The organism is Clostridium sp. C105KSO13 (assembly GCF_001517425.1).
Taxonomy (GTDB): Bacteria; Bacillota; Clostridia; order Lachnospirales; family Lachnospiraceae; genus Muricomes.
This window is the reverse complement of the sequence record NZ_FBWL01000157.1, coordinates 1-18,393: the sequence shown is the minus strand read 5'-3', so window position 1 is coordinate 18,393 and position 18,393 is coordinate 1. Positions and strand designations below refer to the sequence as shown.

The 18,393-nt window shown below is 36.6% G+C and carries 25 protein-coding genes; 6 read left to right on the top strand and 19 right to left on the bottom strand.

Annotation, left to right across the window (positions count from 1 at the left end; translation table 11 throughout):
• Window positions 1–47 precede the first annotated feature (47 nt).
• The 6 genes from BN3456_RS05500 to BN3456_RS15825 all read right to left on the bottom strand — a co-directional run bounded on the left by BN3456_RS05500 (window position 48) and on the right by BN3456_RS15825 (window position 5,279).
• Complete coding sequence (locus BN3456_RS05500; RefSeq protein ID WP_089983140.1) at window positions 48–728, bottom strand: hypothetical protein; 681 nt, start codon at window positions 726–728, stop codon at window positions 48–50.
• 31 nt (window positions 729–759) lie between these two features.
• A complete protein-coding gene (locus BN3456_RS05495; RefSeq protein WP_089983139.1) occupies window positions 760–1,449 on the bottom strand; it encodes a hypothetical protein in 690 nt (229 codons plus the stop codon).
• 1,464 nt (window positions 1,450–2,913) lie between these two features.
• On the bottom strand, window positions 2,914–3,756 hold the full coding sequence (locus BN3456_RS05490; protein ID WP_089983138.1) for a hypothetical protein: 843 nt from the start codon (window positions 3,754–3,756) through the stop codon (window positions 2,914–2,916).
• Window positions 3,757–3,825: 69 nt separating this feature from the next.
• Window positions 3,826–4,539, bottom strand: coding sequence for a class B sortase (locus tag BN3456_RS05485; protein WP_089983137.1), 714 nt, complete (start codon window positions 4,537–4,539; stop codon window positions 3,826–3,828).
• A gap of 298 nt (window positions 4,540–4,837) precedes the next feature.
• Window positions 4,838–5,122 carry a hypothetical protein gene (locus BN3456_RS05475; protein ID WP_089983135.1) on the bottom strand — a complete coding sequence of 95 codons (285 nt, stop codon included), beginning with the start codon at window positions 5,120–5,122 and terminating at the stop codon, window positions 4,838–4,840.
• Window positions 5,112–5,279 (bottom strand): hypothetical protein, encoded by a 168-nt coding sequence (locus tag BN3456_RS15825; RefSeq protein ID WP_176699107.1) that lies wholly within the window; start codon window positions 5,277–5,279, stop codon window positions 5,112–5,114. Before BN3456_RS15825 ends, BN3456_RS05475 begins: the two co-directional genes overlap by 11 nt.
• 625 nt (window positions 5,280–5,904) lie before the next feature.
• Between BN3456_RS15825 and BN3456_RS05460 the strand changes: the two genes are divergently transcribed.
• Window positions 5,905–6,315 (top strand): cupin domain-containing protein, encoded by a 411-nt coding sequence (locus BN3456_RS05460; protein ID WP_207644085.1) that lies wholly within the window; start codon window positions 5,905–5,907, stop codon window positions 6,313–6,315.
• 251 nt (window positions 6,316–6,566) lie between these two features.
• On the opposite strand, the gene BN3456_RS05455 is transcribed toward BN3456_RS05460, so the two are convergent.
• The 6 genes from BN3456_RS05455 to BN3456_RS05425 form a co-directional block, all read right to left on the bottom strand.
• Window positions 6,567–6,920 (bottom strand): hypothetical protein, encoded by a 354-nt coding sequence (locus BN3456_RS05455; RefSeq protein ID WP_089983132.1) that lies wholly within the window; start codon window positions 6,918–6,920, stop codon window positions 6,567–6,569.
• 59 nt (window positions 6,921–6,979) lie between these two features.
• Window positions 6,980–7,273 carry a hypothetical protein gene (locus tag BN3456_RS05450; protein WP_089983131.1) on the bottom strand — a complete coding sequence of 98 codons (294 nt, stop codon included), beginning with the start codon at window positions 7,271–7,273 and terminating at the stop codon, window positions 6,980–6,982.
• Window positions 7,274–7,305: 32 nt separating this feature from the next.
• The gene (locus tag BN3456_RS05445; protein WP_089983130.1) at window positions 7,306–7,638 is read right to left on the bottom strand and encodes a hypothetical protein; all 333 of its coding nucleotides are present in this window, start codon (window positions 7,636–7,638) and stop codon (window positions 7,306–7,308) included.
• 62 nt (window positions 7,639–7,700) lie between these two features.
• A complete protein-coding gene (locus BN3456_RS05440) occupies window positions 7,701–7,901 on the bottom strand; it encodes a hypothetical protein (RefSeq protein WP_089983129.1) in 201 nt (66 codons plus the stop codon).
• A 721-nt stretch (window positions 7,902–8,622) separates the two neighbouring features.
• The gene (locus BN3456_RS05430) at window positions 8,623–10,158 is read right to left on the bottom strand and encodes a ParB/RepB/Spo0J family partition protein (RefSeq protein WP_089983127.1); all 1,536 of its coding nucleotides are present in this window, start codon (window positions 10,156–10,158) and stop codon (window positions 8,623–8,625) included.
• Window positions 10,145–10,891, bottom strand: coding sequence for a ParA family protein (locus tag BN3456_RS05425; protein ID WP_089983126.1), 747 nt, complete (start codon window positions 10,889–10,891; stop codon window positions 10,145–10,147). The genes BN3456_RS05430 and BN3456_RS05425 overlap by 14 nt, the downstream gene beginning before the upstream one ends.
• Window positions 10,892–11,082: 191 nt before the next feature.
• Between BN3456_RS05425 and BN3456_RS05420 the strand changes: the two genes are divergently transcribed.
• A complete protein-coding gene (locus BN3456_RS05420) occupies window positions 11,083–11,700 on the top strand; it encodes a hypothetical protein (protein ID WP_089983125.1) in 618 nt (205 codons plus the stop codon).
• A gap of 272 nt (window positions 11,701–11,972) precedes the next feature.
• On the opposite strand, the gene BN3456_RS05410 is transcribed toward BN3456_RS05420, so the two are convergent.
• The 4 genes from BN3456_RS05410 to BN3456_RS05395 form a co-directional block, all read right to left on the bottom strand.
• Window positions 11,973–12,548 (bottom strand): hypothetical protein, encoded by a 576-nt coding sequence (locus tag BN3456_RS05410; RefSeq protein WP_089983123.1) that lies wholly within the window; start codon window positions 12,546–12,548, stop codon window positions 11,973–11,975.
• A gap of 441 nt (window positions 12,549–12,989) precedes the next feature.
• Entirely contained in the window at window positions 12,990–13,298 is a 309-nt protein-coding gene (locus BN3456_RS05405; protein ID WP_089983122.1) for a DNA-directed RNA polymerase subunit alpha C-terminal domain-containing protein, read from the bottom strand.
• 64 nt (window positions 13,299–13,362) lie between these two features.
• Window positions 13,363–13,686 carry a helix-turn-helix domain-containing protein gene (locus BN3456_RS05400; RefSeq protein ID WP_089983121.1) on the bottom strand — a complete coding sequence of 108 codons (324 nt, stop codon included), beginning with the start codon at window positions 13,684–13,686 and terminating at the stop codon, window positions 13,363–13,365.
• 152 nt (window positions 13,687–13,838) lie between these two features.
• Window positions 13,839–14,063 carry a helix-turn-helix transcriptional regulator gene (locus tag BN3456_RS05395; RefSeq protein WP_089983120.1) on the bottom strand — a complete coding sequence of 75 codons (225 nt, stop codon included), beginning with the start codon at window positions 14,061–14,063 and terminating at the stop codon, window positions 13,839–13,841.
• Window positions 14,064–14,162: 99 nt separating this feature from the next.
• On the opposite strand from BN3456_RS05395, the gene BN3456_RS05390 reads away from it, so the two are divergent.
• Window positions 14,163–14,381, top strand: a complete 219-nt coding sequence (locus BN3456_RS05390; protein WP_089983119.1) for a helix-turn-helix domain-containing protein — start codon at window positions 14,163–14,165, stop codon at window positions 14,379–14,381.
• Window positions 14,382–14,440: 59 nt separating this feature from the next.
• Complete coding sequence (locus BN3456_RS05385; protein WP_089983118.1) at window positions 14,441–14,665, top strand: helix-turn-helix domain-containing protein; 225 nt, start codon at window positions 14,441–14,443, stop codon at window positions 14,663–14,665.
• Between the two features lie 54 nt (window positions 14,666–14,719).
• Here BN3456_RS05385 and BN3456_RS05380 read toward each other — a convergent pair whose 3' ends face one another.
• Entirely contained in the window at window positions 14,720–14,923 is a 204-nt protein-coding gene (locus BN3456_RS05380) for a hypothetical protein (protein WP_141654495.1), read from the bottom strand.
• Between the two features lie 143 nt (window positions 14,924–15,066).
• Here BN3456_RS05380 and BN3456_RS05375 point away from each other — a divergent pair, with 143 nt between their 5' ends.
• The gene (locus tag BN3456_RS05375) at window positions 15,067–15,477 is read left to right on the top strand and encodes a helix-turn-helix domain-containing protein (RefSeq protein WP_089983116.1); all 411 of its coding nucleotides are present in this window, start codon (window positions 15,067–15,069) and stop codon (window positions 15,475–15,477) included.
• Between the two features lie 7 nt (window positions 15,478–15,484).
• On the opposite strand, the gene BN3456_RS16435 is transcribed toward BN3456_RS05375, so the two are convergent.
• Window positions 15,485–15,610 carry a hypothetical protein gene (locus BN3456_RS16435; RefSeq protein ID WP_278280267.1) on the bottom strand — a complete coding sequence of 42 codons (126 nt, stop codon included), beginning with the start codon at window positions 15,608–15,610 and terminating at the stop codon, window positions 15,485–15,487.
• Between the two features lie 572 nt (window positions 15,611–16,182).
• Here BN3456_RS16435 and BN3456_RS05365 point away from each other — a divergent pair.
• On the top strand, window positions 16,183–17,571 hold the full coding sequence (locus tag BN3456_RS05365; protein WP_089983114.1) for a tyrosine-type recombinase/integrase: 1,389 nt from the start codon (window positions 16,183–16,185) through the stop codon (window positions 17,569–17,571).
• Between the two features lie 401 nt (window positions 17,572–17,972).
• Here BN3456_RS05365 and BN3456_RS16225 read toward each other — a convergent pair whose 3' ends face one another.
• Window positions 17,973–18,068 carry a putative holin-like toxin gene (locus tag BN3456_RS16225; RefSeq protein ID WP_132379023.1) on the bottom strand — a complete coding sequence of 32 codons (96 nt, stop codon included), beginning with the start codon at window positions 18,066–18,068 and terminating at the stop codon, window positions 17,973–17,975.
• Between the last annotated feature and the right edge of the window lie 325 nt (window positions 18,069–18,393).

The window sequence follows — 18,393 nt, the reverse complement described above, 5'->3', positions numbered from 1 at the left end:
CACTTCTCTCATCATGTTCTTACTATTCACTTTTTTAACGAATTTACTTACCAGCCAACACGATCTAAATCTGCGTTAACCTCAGCAGAACCATCTTCCAAATCATCCGTATTAATTGGATTAAGATTTCCCCAATCAATGCCATCGGTTACTCCCACATTTGACCCTGCTGTTTGTGCTGGGGTAGGAGTTTGTGTCGGTTCCGGAGTTGACGTGGGTGCCGGTTCTGGATCCGGAGCCGGAATTGATTCTACCACCGGTGTAGGAGCTGTTGTGGGTTCTACAACTGTTGCTGCGGCCGGAGCTGATTCTGTTGCAGGAGCTGCAGCCGGTTCAGAAGCATCATTTACAGAGCTAACAGCACTGTTTCCATTAGAAGCTGCTGTATTTGCATTCTGAGTATCTTTTGCTGTCTGTGTTCCAGTGTTGTCACTCTTTTTAGCCGTATCTGCCTTTTCCTTTGTTGTGTTTGTATCAGTTGACTTTACAGATTTTTCAGTTTTACTATTTGATTTTTTACTTTCAGAACTCTTGGCATCAGATTTTTTATCTTTCCGGGATCCTTCTGACTTATTGGTACTCACGCTCTTTTCGGATTGCACTGTTTTTGCTTTCTGTGCATTAGTGGATCCATTCGCTGCCTGTACGACACCGACCACCGCTACTGCAATAACAATTGCCCCTACTGACGCTCCCATTACCACTTTTATACTAAAGAAATTTTTCAACTCGTCTCCCATTCCCATTTAACGAATTTATTTACCAGCCAACACGATCTAAGTCTGCATTCACTTCTGCCGAGCCGTCTCCTACAGGCACAACACTGGTTCCACTTGCCCAATCAATATCGTCCGTTACCCCCACGTTAGACTCAGATGTTTGCGTTGGTTCTGGAGCCGGTGTTGGCTCTGGTGCAGGTGCTGGAGTTGATTCTGCTACTGGAGCAGGGGCCGGAGCTGAATCAACTACCGGTGCAGGAGCCTGTGCAGGCTCTGCTACTGTGACCGCAGCCGAAGCTGATTCCGCTATAGGCGCAGCCGCCGGTTCCGAAGCATCATTTGAGCTGACAGCACTGTTTCTATTAGAAGCTGCTGTATTTGCATTCTGAGTATCTTTTACTGTCTGTGTTCCAGTGTTGTCACTCTTTTTAGCCGTATCCGCCTTTTCCTTTGTTGTTTTTGTATCAGTTGACTTTGCAGATTTTTCAGTTTTACTATTTGATTTTTTACTTTCAGAACTCTTGGCATCAGATTTTTTATCTTTCCGGGATCCTTCTGACTTATTGGTACTCACGCTCTTTTCGGATTGCACTGTCTTTGCTTTCTGTGCATTAGTGGATCCATTCGCTGCCTGTACGACACCGACCACCGCTACTGCAATAACAATTGCCCCTACTGACGCTCCCACTACCACTTTTTTACTAAAGAAATTTTTCAACTTGTCTCCCATTCCCAATCCCTCCAATTTCCTTTTTAGTATATCAAGTTGTTTTTATTTCCTGTTATCTTTTTTTACAATTATATAATACCACACTTAATCTAGGAAATCTAGGTTACTTTGGGTTACCCTTTAAACTTTTTGTCTGTGATTTTTTTGAGATTATTTTATGTTTGGTTGAATACTTCTTGCCTCTGCTCTGCATAAAAGATTCTTTTAGAAAATTGCAGAATTACATCCAAAAACAGGATTTGGCTGCCGCCAAATCAAGGCAATTATATGATAGACTTATTGTACTAGGAAAATATATGTGTTAAAATCATTGTTAGGAACAATCGTGTTACAGGGTGGCTGACCTCCATTTTACAATAGAATGGGGGTGGTGCATATGAAGAACAAATTTAGTTTCAATGACTTAATGCAGTTCGGATTATTTCTACTGGCACTACTGACATTCATTCATTTGATTAGTCATTAGTTACATATAGAAAAACCACCCTTGAGACTTTGGCAAGTAAGAGGGTGGAATTTCTATCTCTACAGGTCAAACCACCATTGTGGGCGGTTGTTCCTTTTGTAAATTTAATATAACACTTTTTATTTCTTTTGTAAATCATAATCAGCTTGTATTCCCACCAAATGAATCACCACTCGGTCATTATTATTTTACCGATGCGTCAGTACCGTCACGCATCTCATCGATCGGTCACTTTTATTTTACCTATGTGTCAGAACCGTCACACATCTCATTATTAGTGATTCCTTTATAACATGGATACAAATATCTGTGATAGCTGCCTATCTGTTTCAAAGTATAGCTGTAAATAACCTATTTGTCAAGAAGCCGCCCGAAACAGGCATGTTTTAAAGCATGACATATCCTTTTATTCGTTATGATTGTATTTTTATACATTTGTCATTTTTCCCCTACTCGTTTTGAGATTACTCCTGTGAACATTTGTATGTGTTTTTACTTTCTGTGTTTTTCTATTTTCCTTTATCATAAGATTATATAGAGTTATGTACTACATATAGGATAAATCTACAATATAGACCCACTTGTATAACCGGCGCAGCCGGGCGTCAGTTTTTAATAGAAGATTGAATTTACTCGATAGAGAATGAATATAATAAGATATAATATATAGAGTATAAATATCTCTGAAAACCCCCGAAAATACGCACTTTTAATAGGTCCTGCCCCTGCATAGAATTAGACTGAAACTTGTGGTTTCCGTCTTGCTTTTTGGACTACTTTTGTCAGCTCACGGAAATATGACTGCAATATTGGACTGGAAAAATTTATAGGTGCACAAAATTAGACCGCTATATGTAAAAGAAATTCCGGGAAGACTTTCGTTTTCTCGGAATTTCTGTATGCTGGAGGTTCTGTTTTTTATTTTTATCTTGTGGCATTGTATTTTGCAGTTTAAAGCATGTTTCTTTTGTACGCCAAGAAATCCTCAAGTGCATCTGTCAAGAAGCATATGAGGGTAAATCAAGAGCTATGCGCACCAACTTGTGTATGTAGTCAGGTTTCAGATACCTTTCCTGTTTCTTTAGCTGGCTTACGCTGCTTTCGATGCAGGTACCCAGGACAAGCAGCATTTCTTTTGTGCCGCCCACTTCTTGGCGGTATTGCTGTATTAATTTTGCTGTGTCCTGTATGGTTTGCTGATCATATTGGATGTACCGGCGCTGACATTCTTTTTTTACCATGTGATCTAAATGCTGCAGTTCCTGTGACCTGGCATTGTCATCCTTAAAAACTGAAAACAGATATGTAATAAAATATTTACCATTCTTAATACCTATAGAAAAGAACTTTTTGAGGTGATGCAGATAGCTCCGGATCATTCTCTTTGTCACGCCCAACATCTTACAGTATTTAGTAAAAAAATTTTCTTTTGTCATCTGGTAAATGGACGCATTTTCATGTGTAATCTTCAAAAATTCCAATACCAGAAACTTTTCCTTTGCTTTAAGTTGCTTAAACCGTATTTTCCTGAAGATTTTACGGTTCAGCTTAATATATCCTTCCCTGAAGCTTTCTTGCGTCGGAAATTCATTTTCCAAGATGTGAATATCGTAATCAATCTCACTATTTTTACAGTAAGAGATAATCTTTTTAGTTTCAAGTCCTTCAAGGGCGTTATAAAAAGACTGTTTGCACATGCCAGTGTTTTTCATCACATCACGGTAATATACTCCCTCTACGCAGCCCATGCGGTCCTGATATCGGCCAATATAAAGCAGGAAATCCCATTCTACATTTGTTAAATTTGCAAGCTTACCTATGATGCTGTACTTAATTCTCATGCTTATCCTTTCCTGCAGGTCTTTCTGAATTTTTATATCTTATCTTCACTGCATTACTTTATCAGGGCATCATTTTTTTATAATCTGGTTTATGATGCTATGTACTACAAATCTATAACTGCCGGAATCCGTGCAGGTAGATAATGTCAGAACATAATCTTTTCCCCTCGGATCCATAACAGTATAATTGCTGTTTTTTGTTGTAAAGCTGATCCACTTCTGAAATTCATTCTCGTCAGCGTAGGTCATCTGATAGGTTTCTGTTCCATCCAGACATTCATAAGCACTGTATATTTCATACTGGATTGTCTTTTCCGGCAGATAAATATAAATATAAGGTTGTGCATCCCTGATATTCTGATTAGCATATATGGAAAGAGAGCCAAACATCTGATCATCCACAAGGTTATGGCCATATATAATTGTGTGTTGCCCCTCAAAAGCGGCATTTTCCGACTTCTGGATAAAAATGGCACCTAATTCGCTCCACCCTCCAGTAAAATCATGTGTTAAATAATAACTGTCATAGAGTGAATTCTGTAATATGGGATAATCAATTGCAGTTCCTGGTACAAATATCCAGCCAATAATGTCAGGATTTATAGCCTGCAGTGCTGTAAAATTAATTTCACGATCACGCTCCTGCTTCTGATCGGATACATAGTCCTTTCTAATATCCTTATTTTTTTCTTTTGCCTCGATATATGGCAACTCTTCTTTTATGGCCAAGTTCAAGAAAAATAACGCAGTTATTAGGATAATACTAATGCTCAGTTTTTTCACTTTGTCTCACCGCTTTTCCTGCTTACATTTATTTGTAATTGTCCTATCAAAGCACTTCCTATGTATCCAGTATCCAGTATTCATTATCCCTTTTCGTTTTCACGTAAATAATATGATTACCTGTTTTACTAATCTGCTCACCACATAAAAGGCAAGTTGACATCACTTCTTTTATTCCTGGCCGCTTTTTGGCTCTGTTTTGTATTTTTATCATGTTATTCCCAGCCTGTTTTTTACGTACCGAAATCCGGTACAAATATTATCTTCCAATCTACATATTTTTTGATGCCAAATAACTTTACATATTCGAAATATCCACTGCACAGTCAGATTCTGATTTCTTCATAAAATGTATTGCCAAGCATCCCATATCAGAATCAAGATCCTCTAACATGGCATCATGTGTCCAAACAATTTTTTCAATGTTCTTTTTCCCGCAATACGGGCAGCATGGGTATCCGCCGCTGCAATTCTCGCTTAATTTTTCCCCCATTATGAATTGTTTATCACAGGATAAACATTCATATTTCATATGATTATCAATATAAAATCCTTTTGACCAAGAATCTTCTCTATATGCCATTTGTATAGTTCCTCCCTATTTTTAACGTTTCAGTTTTGTTTTCCAACCAATCAGGATTTTTGTATATGTTCCCGACAACTTTTGCATAATCACCCATTGGTCCAACCGGCATGTGCGGATAACCGGCAGATTCTACATAAAATCCTATGATATCCATATACTCATTATCAGCTGGACAATATGCTTGGGATACACCATATTTCACTAGCATAAGGATATATAATATACATCACACATCTTTTTTTGGTTTTATACCAAGTTCTATATTCATATGTCATTTTTCATACCTCCTCATAATCTGCTCTTAAGAAAGCATAATTCGGCCTTACATTGAATCCTAATTCCCCTTTCAGTAAATTTTAAAATAATTAACTATCATGGGCAGAGTAAATTTTACATTTATAAAAAGCGTAAACACTATAATAGAAAATCCCACTGCTATGTGCAAATAAATGTCCACCAATGACCCGCTATCTATCCTGCTTTTGTTGTTCTTATTGATTATTACTATACAAATAGGAAACCCTATAACCCAAGCTATCCATGCATAAGTCATCCAATTTAGAAATTTTCCAAGATTCTCTATAATAATGCCCACTACATCATATCTCCTCCTAAATTTCAGTTTACTGACTAAGCCTTACCCTTACATGTTTGACATTTACTCTTGCCACATTCTTTATTTTTCTTATCGCTTTCAAATCCGCACCTTCTTTCTACTCACAACATTAAAATTTGCACTGTTTCTAGAACTTTACATATTCTATTATAGAGGTGATATCATGAATATTTATGATTGTGGGGATAACCCATTTGTTACAAATCTCAAAAGAGAAACTTTTTTTAACAATAACTTTCGTACTACCAGATGGACAGGAACAAATCTCCAACTTACTTTAATGTGTATACCTCCAAATTCTGAAATTGGATTAGAATCGCATCCTCATCTTGATCAATTTCTTTATATTGAATGCGGGAGTGGACTTATGCTAATGGGCGATCAAAAAGATTGCCTTAATTACCAGCACTACGTTTATAGCCAATCAGCCATTATTATTCCTGCCGGAACTTGGCACAATCTAAAGAATACTGAATGTTGTGATTTAAAACTTTTTTCAATCTATGCTCCTCCACAGCATCCATTCGGCACGGTTCATCACACAAAATTTGATTCAGATAACTCTGGGTACTAATCTTTCTGGCGCATCACTTTTATTTTGATGCGCTAATCATTAGTCACTCTTGTCCTAGTTTTGTTTTCATTTCTTCAAATCAGCTAAATTTTAATTTAATTACATCAATTTTAGATTTTGTATTGCAAACCCAGCACATTTTTTTATTTGTCTCATACATATCTACCTCTTTCCCCGGCTCAGCAGCCGGACGCTCTTATATTGCTTGTACATTTTTTGATTGAGTGGTACGCTCTACCACTCGATTCATGTCAAATCAGTTCAAAATTGGTGACATTAATATCCGCTACTGTTAAATTCATCCTTGGATTACCCAATCTATACCTAACCTCTTCAAGAACTGCTTCATATGCATTCCAGTATTCCGTTGAATTTGCTATTTCATGGGGAACTCTTGTACTTTGAATCGTAAAAATAATAGTGTTGTTAAGTTCTTCATCATCTTGACCAACAATATAACTTTCTTGTATCTCCCCTGAAATGCGAATACCGGTTTCTTCATAAACTTTATCTGCAGCTATATTCCAGATATTTCCGATTATAGCTATTGAGTAATATCGGGGATCAAGTCCAAAAAATGAAACAGAGTAATTTTCAGTAATCATAATTCACCTGCAATACGCTTTCATAACAGTATATGTCTCTCTGACAAAACGGTTAAATATCAGTGTAGTTTACAATTTCTTGTGTCCCAAAAGTCGCAACTACAAACATCTTTTCTGCATTGCTCCTCGCACTCAATTACCTCAAAATACTCAAGCAATCTTTCCTTTGATATTTCAATCCATTCAGTACCTGTAAGATTTTCTAAGTGCAAGTCAGCTCCGGTCAAAGTAATACAATCTTCTTCTAGCTCCCACATACTACCTTTTCTAACACGGCGATTGTTTTCGTGAGTACAGAATCCATTTTCATCTATGGTATCAACATGAAAGTCTTTTACGCAATTAAACTTCATTGATTTTTCCTCCTATATTTCAGTTTTGCAAATTACTGGACATCTCGAAGCAAATCATCAAGTCCAATCGTGTCGGCGGACACAGGCATGTCTGCTTTTAAATAATTCCACTTACTTTTTATGTTTGACAGTGTTCTTTTTAGCTCATCACACTCTCTTATTGTTTCAGGTTGTACCTCAACTTTTTCCTCGATGTGTAAAAATGCTTGGAGTTCCTCATATTCTCCATCTAACTTATCCATTTTTTTCTGATACCTGTAATATCCTGTATCGTTAAGCCAGTCACGTGCCTCATTATAGGCTTTTCGGTTTTTATCCATTGCCTGTACTATCTTCAATGTCGCATTTTCAATTACTTTTTGCATAAGTCGTCTCCTTTACAAAATTTTAATCTTGTGTTAGCATCCACATAAGAGCTATATCCATATCACACGACAGCTTTGCTATCTCTTGCCTCTATGTACGCACAAATTATATTATCTATTTCTTCTCTTAAGGCAATGGACTTAACTCTGTCCGAACAGTCTAAAGCATTTATCTGCTTAACTGTTGCTAATAATAGTTCACCCTCTGTCTTATTTTCAAATGCTCTTTTGTATTCCTCAATAACTTGACCTCTAGTTTTCATGATTCACCTAAACCTTTCCCTTCCTACAGCAAATTCTAATTTACCCGAGTATTCCAGACTTTTGCATTTGCCTTTTTATTCTCTGCATCAGTTCCCTCACGGCGATTATGCCTATATCCATCAGTACTGCAGTGACAGTCAGCACATTCAACATAGTAAAATTATTTAGGGTTCGCAAACTGCTTCATCAGTGCTATGCCTCCACAAAAGGGACATGGCTTTAATTCTGTAATTTTACTCATACAATCACCTCATCGCATTATTTTAATAGCCGCCTCAACTATTCCTACCGCTCTGTACCGAAATCCGGCACAATTATGTTCATACTGAAGATTTAGGTATTTCTTAGATACCGGCAGAAGGAGAACTTACTGCCGGCGATCAAAACATACGTGCACAACCCTGGAATACAGGTATGTGCAGTCCCCCTTGCGCCTTTGCGGCCACGGCAACAGGTTCTTAAAACGCATTCCGCAAGGTGGTATCACTCTTTTTAAGCATCTTTTCTTCTAAATTTCTTTATCTTCTTTATCTGATCCTGGCGGGGTGATAATAAGGTCTAAAAATATGCAAATCATTCCCCCGCCTAAAAGTAGTTTCAAAACCATACTCCACAATACATTTGTGAAGAAATGATCCAATAGAAGAAAAACAGTATACATCATAAGAGCTATTAGAAGTTTAATCAACTTTTTCATTGTCTCCCTTTTTATCCTTATAGTCATAACTGATTGTCCTTTCTGATATCCTTTAAATGTTCTTTGATTGAGGTCATATTTGAAACTGCATCACGGAAATGCTTATGATCCTGCTTAATTAAAAATAAATCTATCCCCCTCTCTTCCCCTTTACGCCAATATGACGTATAAGGATATTCTCTGACCACGATTGCACTTCCGTCAGGCAGATCAAATCTATAATAGGTTTCCTCAGTAAGTAAATTGCTTGTCCATATTGGCCAGGAGCGATAAGCAAGTACAAACTCCTCCCGCTGCTCCATATTACGCATATCAGGGAATTCAAAGCGGTTTATTTGCAATTCTGTTTCGATTCCATCCACTTTTGTACCGAAATCCGGTACATCTTCTATTCTTTCGCCATCCTTTTGCTCTGGTTCTACAGGTTCTAACGTTACTGCGACTTCTTTTGCCTGGGTCATAGGTTCCTGCGTAACCTGAAGATCTATTTCATCAAGTACTGGGGTCTTAACCTCCCAAGGGCCATAAATACTTTCCAACGACTTTACGAATTCTATGTAAGATAGATGCAGCTTTTGTTTCCCTTTTTCAAACTCAACGCCTTTCCCCCATGAAAGAAAAGTAGTGTAAAGCCCCAGTGGAAAATTTTGGCTGTGCAAACCACAAGGAGCAATGAATTCCTGTATCTTTTTTCCTCGAATATCATTTTTGCTGTTCTGGTTGCAGAGTTTAACGAATTGCTGCAGGTGAGAACTATTGTTTTCACAATATTCCGTTACAAACCATTGAGCGTCATGATATTCTTCCTCCTTCTCGCCCCGCTCCTCTTCCAAAACATATCTTTGCTGCTGCTTATGTTCTTTAATATCTTTATAGGATGTCTTTCCCTGATCCAATAGTTCTTCCTGTTCTTGCCTGGGAAGCGCAGCCAGTTCCACCGCAGCACTCTTTTTCAATGTACCGGTGCGGAATTCATCCATTGCCTTATCCCCAAGATTATTGGAAATAGTCTGGTATTCGCCAACCGTTGTTTTCTTCATGTTCATTTGTTTGGCTAAACGCTCAACCATACGACCGCATTGAAGATCAGGAAACTCTTCTGGATAAGTTTCTATCAGATGCTTCATCCCCTCCAGCTCACACATGATCTCATAATCTGTCTTTTTCCCGTAACCATTTGAAGAAAATAACTGAAACTCAGCACGAACATCAGAAATATCCTTTACAATACAGGGTAATAAAGCAAATCTTTCCATGTGTCTCTCTTCTACCAACAATTTACATGCATCCCGTCGTGTATGTCCTGCAATAATCTCATACTCATCAGTATCAGCTTTTCTCACAAGCAGATCCTGAAGTACTTCTCCGTCAAGCTCAATCAAGTCTGCAAGAGCCTCCACTTTCTCATGTACTCTTGCCTTTTCTTCCGGCGTGTTTCCGTTTTTATACTGGGCCTTATTCTCATGCAGTTTAGAGTAATGGATCCATTTGGTTATTCTTTTGGGATGTAAATCAGCCTTTTTAGTTTCTTCCTTGAAGATACGGTCAATTCTCGCCATGCTCCAACACCTCCAATAACTCTTTAGCCAGATCTATGTAATCCTGTACAAGTGGACTTCCTGATCTATGTCTGATAACAGGTTTATAATAATCCAGGGCATTGCTCATCACTGCGCCATTACTGATACAGCAGTCCAGGAAAGGCCACGCATGATATTCCACCATATCTTTATATATCTGGCGTTGTGTTCTCTTATTCTCCACCTTATTGGCAAAAATCCTCCATTCCAGCTTTATCCCAGTTGTTTGGAAGATACCGTCAACCTGTTCCTCCACAGCCAGAAGATTGTCCCGACAGAACTTATCAAGGCATACAGGAGTAACCAACATATTACTTACATATAAAGCGCTCATCGTAAGGTTCTCAAATGCCGGTCGGGTATCTATCAGGCAAACATCATACTTATCTGTTACAAGCTGCAATACAGTTAGCAGAGCCTTTTCATCTGCAGCATCGTTTTCTCTAAGACTAGTATCGCCCTTGATTATGTCAATGTCTTTATATTTGCTTCTGTAGATTGCTCTTCCGGACTTTTCAGGACTTCTATAAACCGACTTTATTGTATGTTCCCCATAGTTCACCTTTCTGAAGAAAGGTGTAAGGTTCGCCTGTGGATCTAAATCGACTACAAGAACCCGTTTGCCGAAGGCAGCCATGGTACACGCCAGATTTACGGTTGATGTGGTTTTCCCAACGCCACCTTTTAAGTTTCCAATTGTCAACACCTTCATTTTTGTTCTCCTTTTCTGTACCGAATTTCGGTACGTTTCATTTTTTCGTATGTTTTTATAGATAAAAATTAATAATTAATCTCATATAAATTTTATGTATAGATCCTATATTCGTTGCTATGCACCTTTTAATCCCGTATAATATGTATAAGTTTCCATACTTATTGAATTTTTAATACTAAGGAGAAAAAATGTCTGCATTCATTAATAAAATCTTTGATATATTTGCCCAGGAAAAACAGCGGCTTCCCCATGCTTTAATAGTTATCTTTATTTTCTCATACCTTTTTCCTAGTGAATCGCTCAAAATAGTACTGATCATTAGCTCTAAAATACAACTGCTGATCCCAAAAGCATTTGTGAATCTTTTTATAAAACTCCATTTATCTCATGCGGATCTGTTGGCCCTTTGGGCATTTTTATTAGTTATCTTTGCCATTACTGTTGTGTTGGACTTCGCAGGACAAATATTATCAGGGAAAAAAGAGTTAATTCTCCATCAGGGCAGTCAATTCCTTATGGAAGTAAATTCAGTTATCTTTTTGTCAATCCTGATTTATAATACAATTAATGATCCAGGAATAAGAATTCACCTTAACGCTTTTGATCCATACGCTTTTTTGGTAACAACTTCCGCCTTTATATTTTTCTTTATTTTTTTCACAACATACTGTGAAGGATTTATTATGATTTGCCAAAATATAGTTGCCTCAGATCTTTCAGATAAGATAAAAAATATTCTTATCTTTATTCTATCCACTGTAATTGCTGCGATTATAACAACAAATATCCACCTGCTTCTCATTTAAAGAGTAAAAAGTGAAAAACCAAAAAGCAGCACAAAAAACATAATGTGTAGTATAAGAAATACAATTATTGAGCGCTTAAAGTCTAATTCGTATCTTCTGTCAAAGATCGGTATGAACATACAAGCATTAATAGTTGCACATAGAAATGCAAAAATAATATTTTTACCAAAATACATTACAAGTTCCTCTACATTTTTTGTGAATGTTTGCAGCATTTTCTACTTCCTTTTCTGTACCGGATTTCGGCACGTTTTTTTCGTATGTTTTTTAACTTATATTTTCAGCGTAAGCTGCTCATATCTTACATGTGATGAACCTGTATCAATTGGCTTGTCTGACAGCTTATTACTGAGATTAATTATCTGCAGGTTACTGATTTCGCTTTCATACATCCTTAATATCTTTTTTAAGGCCTGCATTCTGACTTTCTCGAATGTTCTGTGACTTACATGGCTGTCTTCCTGCACTGCCTTGTATGGTAATTTCTGCACATATAAACAATCAAGAAGTATGTACTCTCTTCCACGCAGAGCATGAAAGCAAACCCATACCCTGTTAATACTCTCCTCCTCTTCCGTAAGACGAAACATTTCTGTCCTAAGCTCCAATTCACGCTCCCTAGCCAGACGCTGATGCATTAGCATGGCATCAGTCAGATCCTTTTTTATGCCACCTGAACCCCCACCCTCTTTGTCCCAATCAATTTTCTTAATAGAGAGTGATCGAATCAGACCATCTGTGTCCAACAGCTCACTGTGGATATCCAAGATTCGCTTATGTATGTTCTCCAAAAGTATTGTATGGTCACCCAAGATTCCCTTTATATAGACATCATTAATTTCTAACATGCATACCTCCCATATGTATCTCACCACTGCTTCTTGTGATAACAACGCTATCCTTTTATCAGTTCGGCAACAGAAGAATTGTTTAGTGCAATTAAAAAGTGTAACATTGTGCAACAACTTCTTTTGATTCTCATATGAAATTGTGCTGTTTTTTTAAACAATTTCATATGAGAATATACAGGGGTTTGGGGGTGTAGCCCCCAAGGTCTTTATTAATTGTATGTATATTTATATGCATTGCATTTTGTTACACTCTTACATTGCAAAAAACAAGAAGAATTCCGGTACATAAAAAATTACAGTTGAATTTTACTAGCCTGTATGCTATATTTAAGATACACAGGATATACCAATAAAGGTTGTCCTAGATGTTATAGAATTACCGCCAAACTTGCCAAAGTCTTATGGGCGGTTTTTCTATGCCTAAAAAATTGCTTTTTATTATATCTCATTAGATACCAGCACCTTACAATCAAGCCATTCTGCACCACAACGCCCGCATACATAAAATCCCGGATCATCAGGGTATTCCACTGGTCTGGTATAATCACAATATTTACATTCCCAATGCTTGCTTTTTTTAAAATTTTTCAGCTTCTCTCTCACATCCGCTAAGCACTTATGGTTAAAATTATGTATTTTCAGCAGTTCATCGTCTGACATGGTATCCAAAACTTCCACTGAATTCACTCCAGCTCTCAAAAGCACATTATGCGGTCTAACATTTAATTCCAGTTCATCTATTTTCATACAAATCTCCTCGGCTAAAATTCAGTTACCACCATTCCAAGTTCCCTTTGTTCACCCTGTAATGCTATCCAACCAGAGTTTGAAGAAATTCCTGTTTTAGCCGATCCGCCTTAGATGTTTTTCTTCTTACATGAGCAATTTCTTTCTCTTTGTGTTCTTCATAAAACTGGCTCATAGGAATCCGCAGGGCAGTACCTAAATTGGGAAGGGTTTTGATTCTCCCCTCTCTGATCCAGCAGTATACTGTATTCTCATTCAATTTTGCACGTTCTGCAAATTCTTTAGGGGTAAGAATCTCATCTGCCGATTTTGCTTCCAGAGATCGGATCTCCTGTTGCAGATTTCCAATTATTTTTTCCATCGCCTCTAATCGTTCTTCAAGATACATTTTATTTATCCTCCCTGGCTATTTATCTCATTTATTAAAACAATTTCCCTTGAAATCAAGGACATTCTACTCTATTATGGAATAGAATCTATTTCGATAGTATTTGTATTACGGTGCAGTTTGTTCGATTGGTCGTCTGGAAACTGCACCCGCTACTGACCTGTTTCTGAACTATTCTTTCTTGGCGGTCGGAATAGTTCTTCAACAGTCACATTTAATGAATAGGCTATTTTAAAAGCGTTTGATAATTTAGGATCCTGCCCATTTTTCTCAATCTCTATCAAACGTCGTTCGCTAATGCCTATTCTATCTGCTAATTCCTTTTGAGTTAGCTGTTTTTTATTACGATAATACTTAATTTTATTATTAATAGTCACCCTCTCCTTTTTACTAAACATGCACTTTAGTTCATGTTCTATATTATATTATCATGCACTTTAGTTCATGTCAATACCAAATTGTTTGGAGGCACAATTATGTCCATTTTTTCAGAGCGCATAATACAACTTAAGAAAGAAAAAAAATTATTACAAAAAGATATAGCGCACGATTTAGGCATTTCTTTGCGAGCTTATCAGCACTATGAACATGGTGAAAAAGAACCAACGTTAAGTAATATTGTCAAAATATGCAACTACTTTGATGTGTCAGCCGACTATCTTTTAGGGTTATCCGATAATCCTACTCGTCACTGACACTAGTTCGTTTCCGCATTTTGCCGAACCATTTTTTATATCTCTGAAGGAGCCGCTTTATGAATTTTTCGAATTTTTCCGAGCGTATTATTCAAATAAAAAATGACCGTAATCTGCTACAAAAGGATATTGCAAATGCCATTGAACTTTCAATTAGGAACTACCAACGGTATGAAAAAGGTGAACAGCAACCTACATTACCCGTTTTATTAAAACTAGCAGACTACTTTGATGTCTCATTGGATTACTTCTTAGGACGTTCTGACGATCCTACACGTTATTAGACCGCCTCCGCTTTTGCGGAATAAACATCCCTGATGCATTCTAATGAATAGTACTTATGCTGACTCCTCATCAGTGCTACATTTATTCCCTCTGGCACAGGGCTGCCGAATATGCTGCCCAACTTCTGCTCCCTGATTGGCAAGCATGAGTCCTGATACAGTAATCAACAGATATCTGTTGGCTGGGGTCAATTGTTTGTATAGGTCTGTTATATTTTTTAACTCATCTAATTTAAGGGTTTCTTTTTTTTTGCTCACATTATCATCCCTTTCTAAAGTTCTATATGAATACATTATAGTTTTGTTTGTATACTTTGTCAATATAGACCGTTCTCTTTGTATACTTTTATTGACTTATAATTTTTTATATGAGATAATACACGCTGAAAGGGTGGTGTGCTATGGCTGAAGAAAGAATAAACGATCGTTTTCGAGCATTACGCATAGAGTGTAATAAAAGTCAAGAGGAAATGGGACAAATTTTAGGTCTTTCTAAATCAGGTATTAGTAATATTGAAAAGGGAAAGAGAAAAGTTACAAAACAGCATCTGATTATGCTATCAAACTGGCAAGAAAGAAAAGTTAATATAAATTATCTTGAAACAGGCAATGGCCCTATGTTTTTGGAACCGGAAACAAACGATCTTGTAGCCAGAGCTGCAGCTTTACTTGGCACAAAGGATCCTCTATTTGAAGCTTTCATCATTACCTACAGCAAATTAACCGTTGAAAACAGAGAAATTTTATTTGATACATTCAAAGATTTATCGAATATAATTATAGATTTGTCAAAAAAGGAAAAACAAGAATAGTTCTACACTACTCTTGTTTTTTGCTTTTATCAGGAAAATTCATAGCAAAAGTACAAATGGCAATCAGATACTCAATATCATAACTTCTAGTTACTAAATCGAAAATAATTTCTTTATATTCTTCTATTCTCATAGCAATCCTCCTCGTACTCTCAACAATTTTACTAATTATACACTATTATTGTATGATTACCATGTGATTTATATAATTGTCCACTATAGTGGACACTTATTTAAATCTCGACTTATATAGATCCGCTATTGTTACCTTAAGACCACTGGCCAATTTTTCCATTGTATCCATCGTTGGACTTTCCTGATTATTGATAATTTTTTGTATTGCAGATTTCGATATTCCGGTCATCAGTGAAACTTGGCGGACTGACAAACCTCGTGTGTACATTATATCGCCTAATATTATTTTCATATATTTTCAGATAATCCAATCTATTTCAATTCTCTAAGCAATCATTGGAATCACGTATGAATCTTATGTAATATAATTATGTTACATGGTAAAAATCAAATAAACAAGATGTGCTTTTATATAAATGCCTTAAAAAACCCCATAAATCAAGGAAAACTACGTGACAAGCCCATTATAAGCCGTTATAATTAGAAAGATTGAATCGGCTTTACTCACTTATAATATATATTTATCTAAGTTACTCATTACAAAAAAGCCGATTAGAAAGGGTATACAATATGAGCATCCAGGAGAAAACACTACGACAGGGTGGAAAAAAAGTAACTTATTATTATCCCGTTATTTCAACATACAAATATACAAAAAGTAAAACCCCACTGTGGGGGCCTGGCTTTTTGAAAAAGAGTGATGCTAAACATGAGGAAGCAAAAATGCTGCGGGATCTGGAAAAAACACTTTCAGCCAATAAAGCAAAGAATAAGAAGTTAAAATTTAGAGATGTTAGAAAGCACTGGCTAGAGACAAGGAATACTAAGGAAAGCACAACTTATGAACGGGATGTGGATTACTGTAATTTATACCTCTCCGTGTTCGATGATATGCTTATCACAGAAATCACCGGAATCCATGTACAGAATTTGATAACCCTCTTATCTAAAAAATATAAGCCCAAGACTGTGAATATGGCCTTCAATTTGTTATCCCAAATAATAGACTATGCCGTAAGTCCGTTGAAAGCAATTGACTCCAATCCCTGCAAGGAAAATATACAACGTCCCAAAATACGAAAAAAGGGAATGGAATCAGACAAGTTTTGGACCGAAGAGGAATTGAAGTATTTCTTAAACCATCCTTACACACAAAATGATACCCTTTATTATAATATGTATGTAATACATTCCATATTGGGAATGAGGCCCGGTGAGCTTTGCGGAATTAGCATCTATGACTTGATTCTACCATTAAATTTACTGAGCTTAAACTATGGCCTTGATAAGAAGAATCGGCTAACTGACTTAAAAAACACAGGAGCCCAGCGCACTCTGAAATTCCCACATCATCTTATACAACATTTAAAAGGCCAAATACAACTTAGTAACCAAATCCGTGATAAAAGCCTAGATTATCCTTTCTTATTTGTGCTGGATAATGGATCGTCTATTAACCCTGATACCTATTGCCAGCATTTTCAAAGATTAATTGAAAGAATAAACAAAGACTCTGCGGATATGCAAATAAAGCCGATCACACCTTATGGATTACGTCATACTTTTGCTACACTATCACTTATGAAAGGTGTACACATAAAAGCTGTTGCAGAAGTAATGGGTGATTCTGTTGAAACTGTCATGCAAAATTATGCGCATATATTAGAAAATATGGCCGGAGACTCATTAGAAATGATGGCCAATTCTTTATTTTCCCTAAAGGAAGAAAATAAATATGGTACAAATGGGTATATGCAATTTTCAAAGCTTTGGGATCTTCTCAACGAGAAAAAATTAAAAAGTGAATGGCTAGAAGAAAATGGCCTAGATCATTGTATTGTTGAGCAACTGAAGAATAATAACAGTGTAACCTGTGAAACACTCTGCCTAATTTGTAATTTATTTGATTGTCAGCCAGACAAAATCATGGAATATGTCCCTGGTACTCAAAAACATTAATGCCTGAGATTAGGTCTTTTGAGCATAGAATAGCCAACAATAGAGAAAGAAAAGAGAATAATCGTATTCTAAATTATGTACCTCTGCATTTTCTGCTGCTTAATTGGGAAAGCAATCATAGATTATATCACTTATCCTAATTTTGAAAAAAATCTTAGGTAAGTAACTTGTGAAACCCTGTGTCTACTTTGTAACTCATTGGATTGCCAGCCGGATCAAATTATGTATTATGCCCCCATAAAATAGATAATGATATTATAATAGAAAACAGTTGAAAATGTTATTTGAAGTGTGTTAGAATAAAATCATAAAGAACAACCGCCACTGAGTGGTAACCATTAGTCTAAGTAAATTGCCTTAAGGCAACGACCTATCCTGTTGGCCGACAGGGTAGGTCATTTTTATTTTCGCTTATTATTCCTATCTATGTAGGTAAGCAATGCAATTAAGAATAAACCAAAGGTCAACATCAACGATATTGCATCTGATATATCCATTTGCACCACCTCCCCTCTTTATAAAAGTTTGGGAGGCTACCACCCTGTACACGGCTGTTCTGATGTATTATAACAAACAACCATCCAGTTGTAAATTAAAATTCTACTTGAGTTTCCGCAGTTTTATCCACATAGACCTGAATTAAACCATGTCTTTATAAACAACTTTCAAAAAATGCCCCAAATATAAGGAATCTAATTCCTTTTTGATGTAAAATTAAGCTATCAAAGAAAAATCTTACTAAACAAAAAAGAAGGAGATTCCCTATGGCTAATTATACATCAAATACCTATGCACTGAAACGAAAAATATTAACTTTTACAA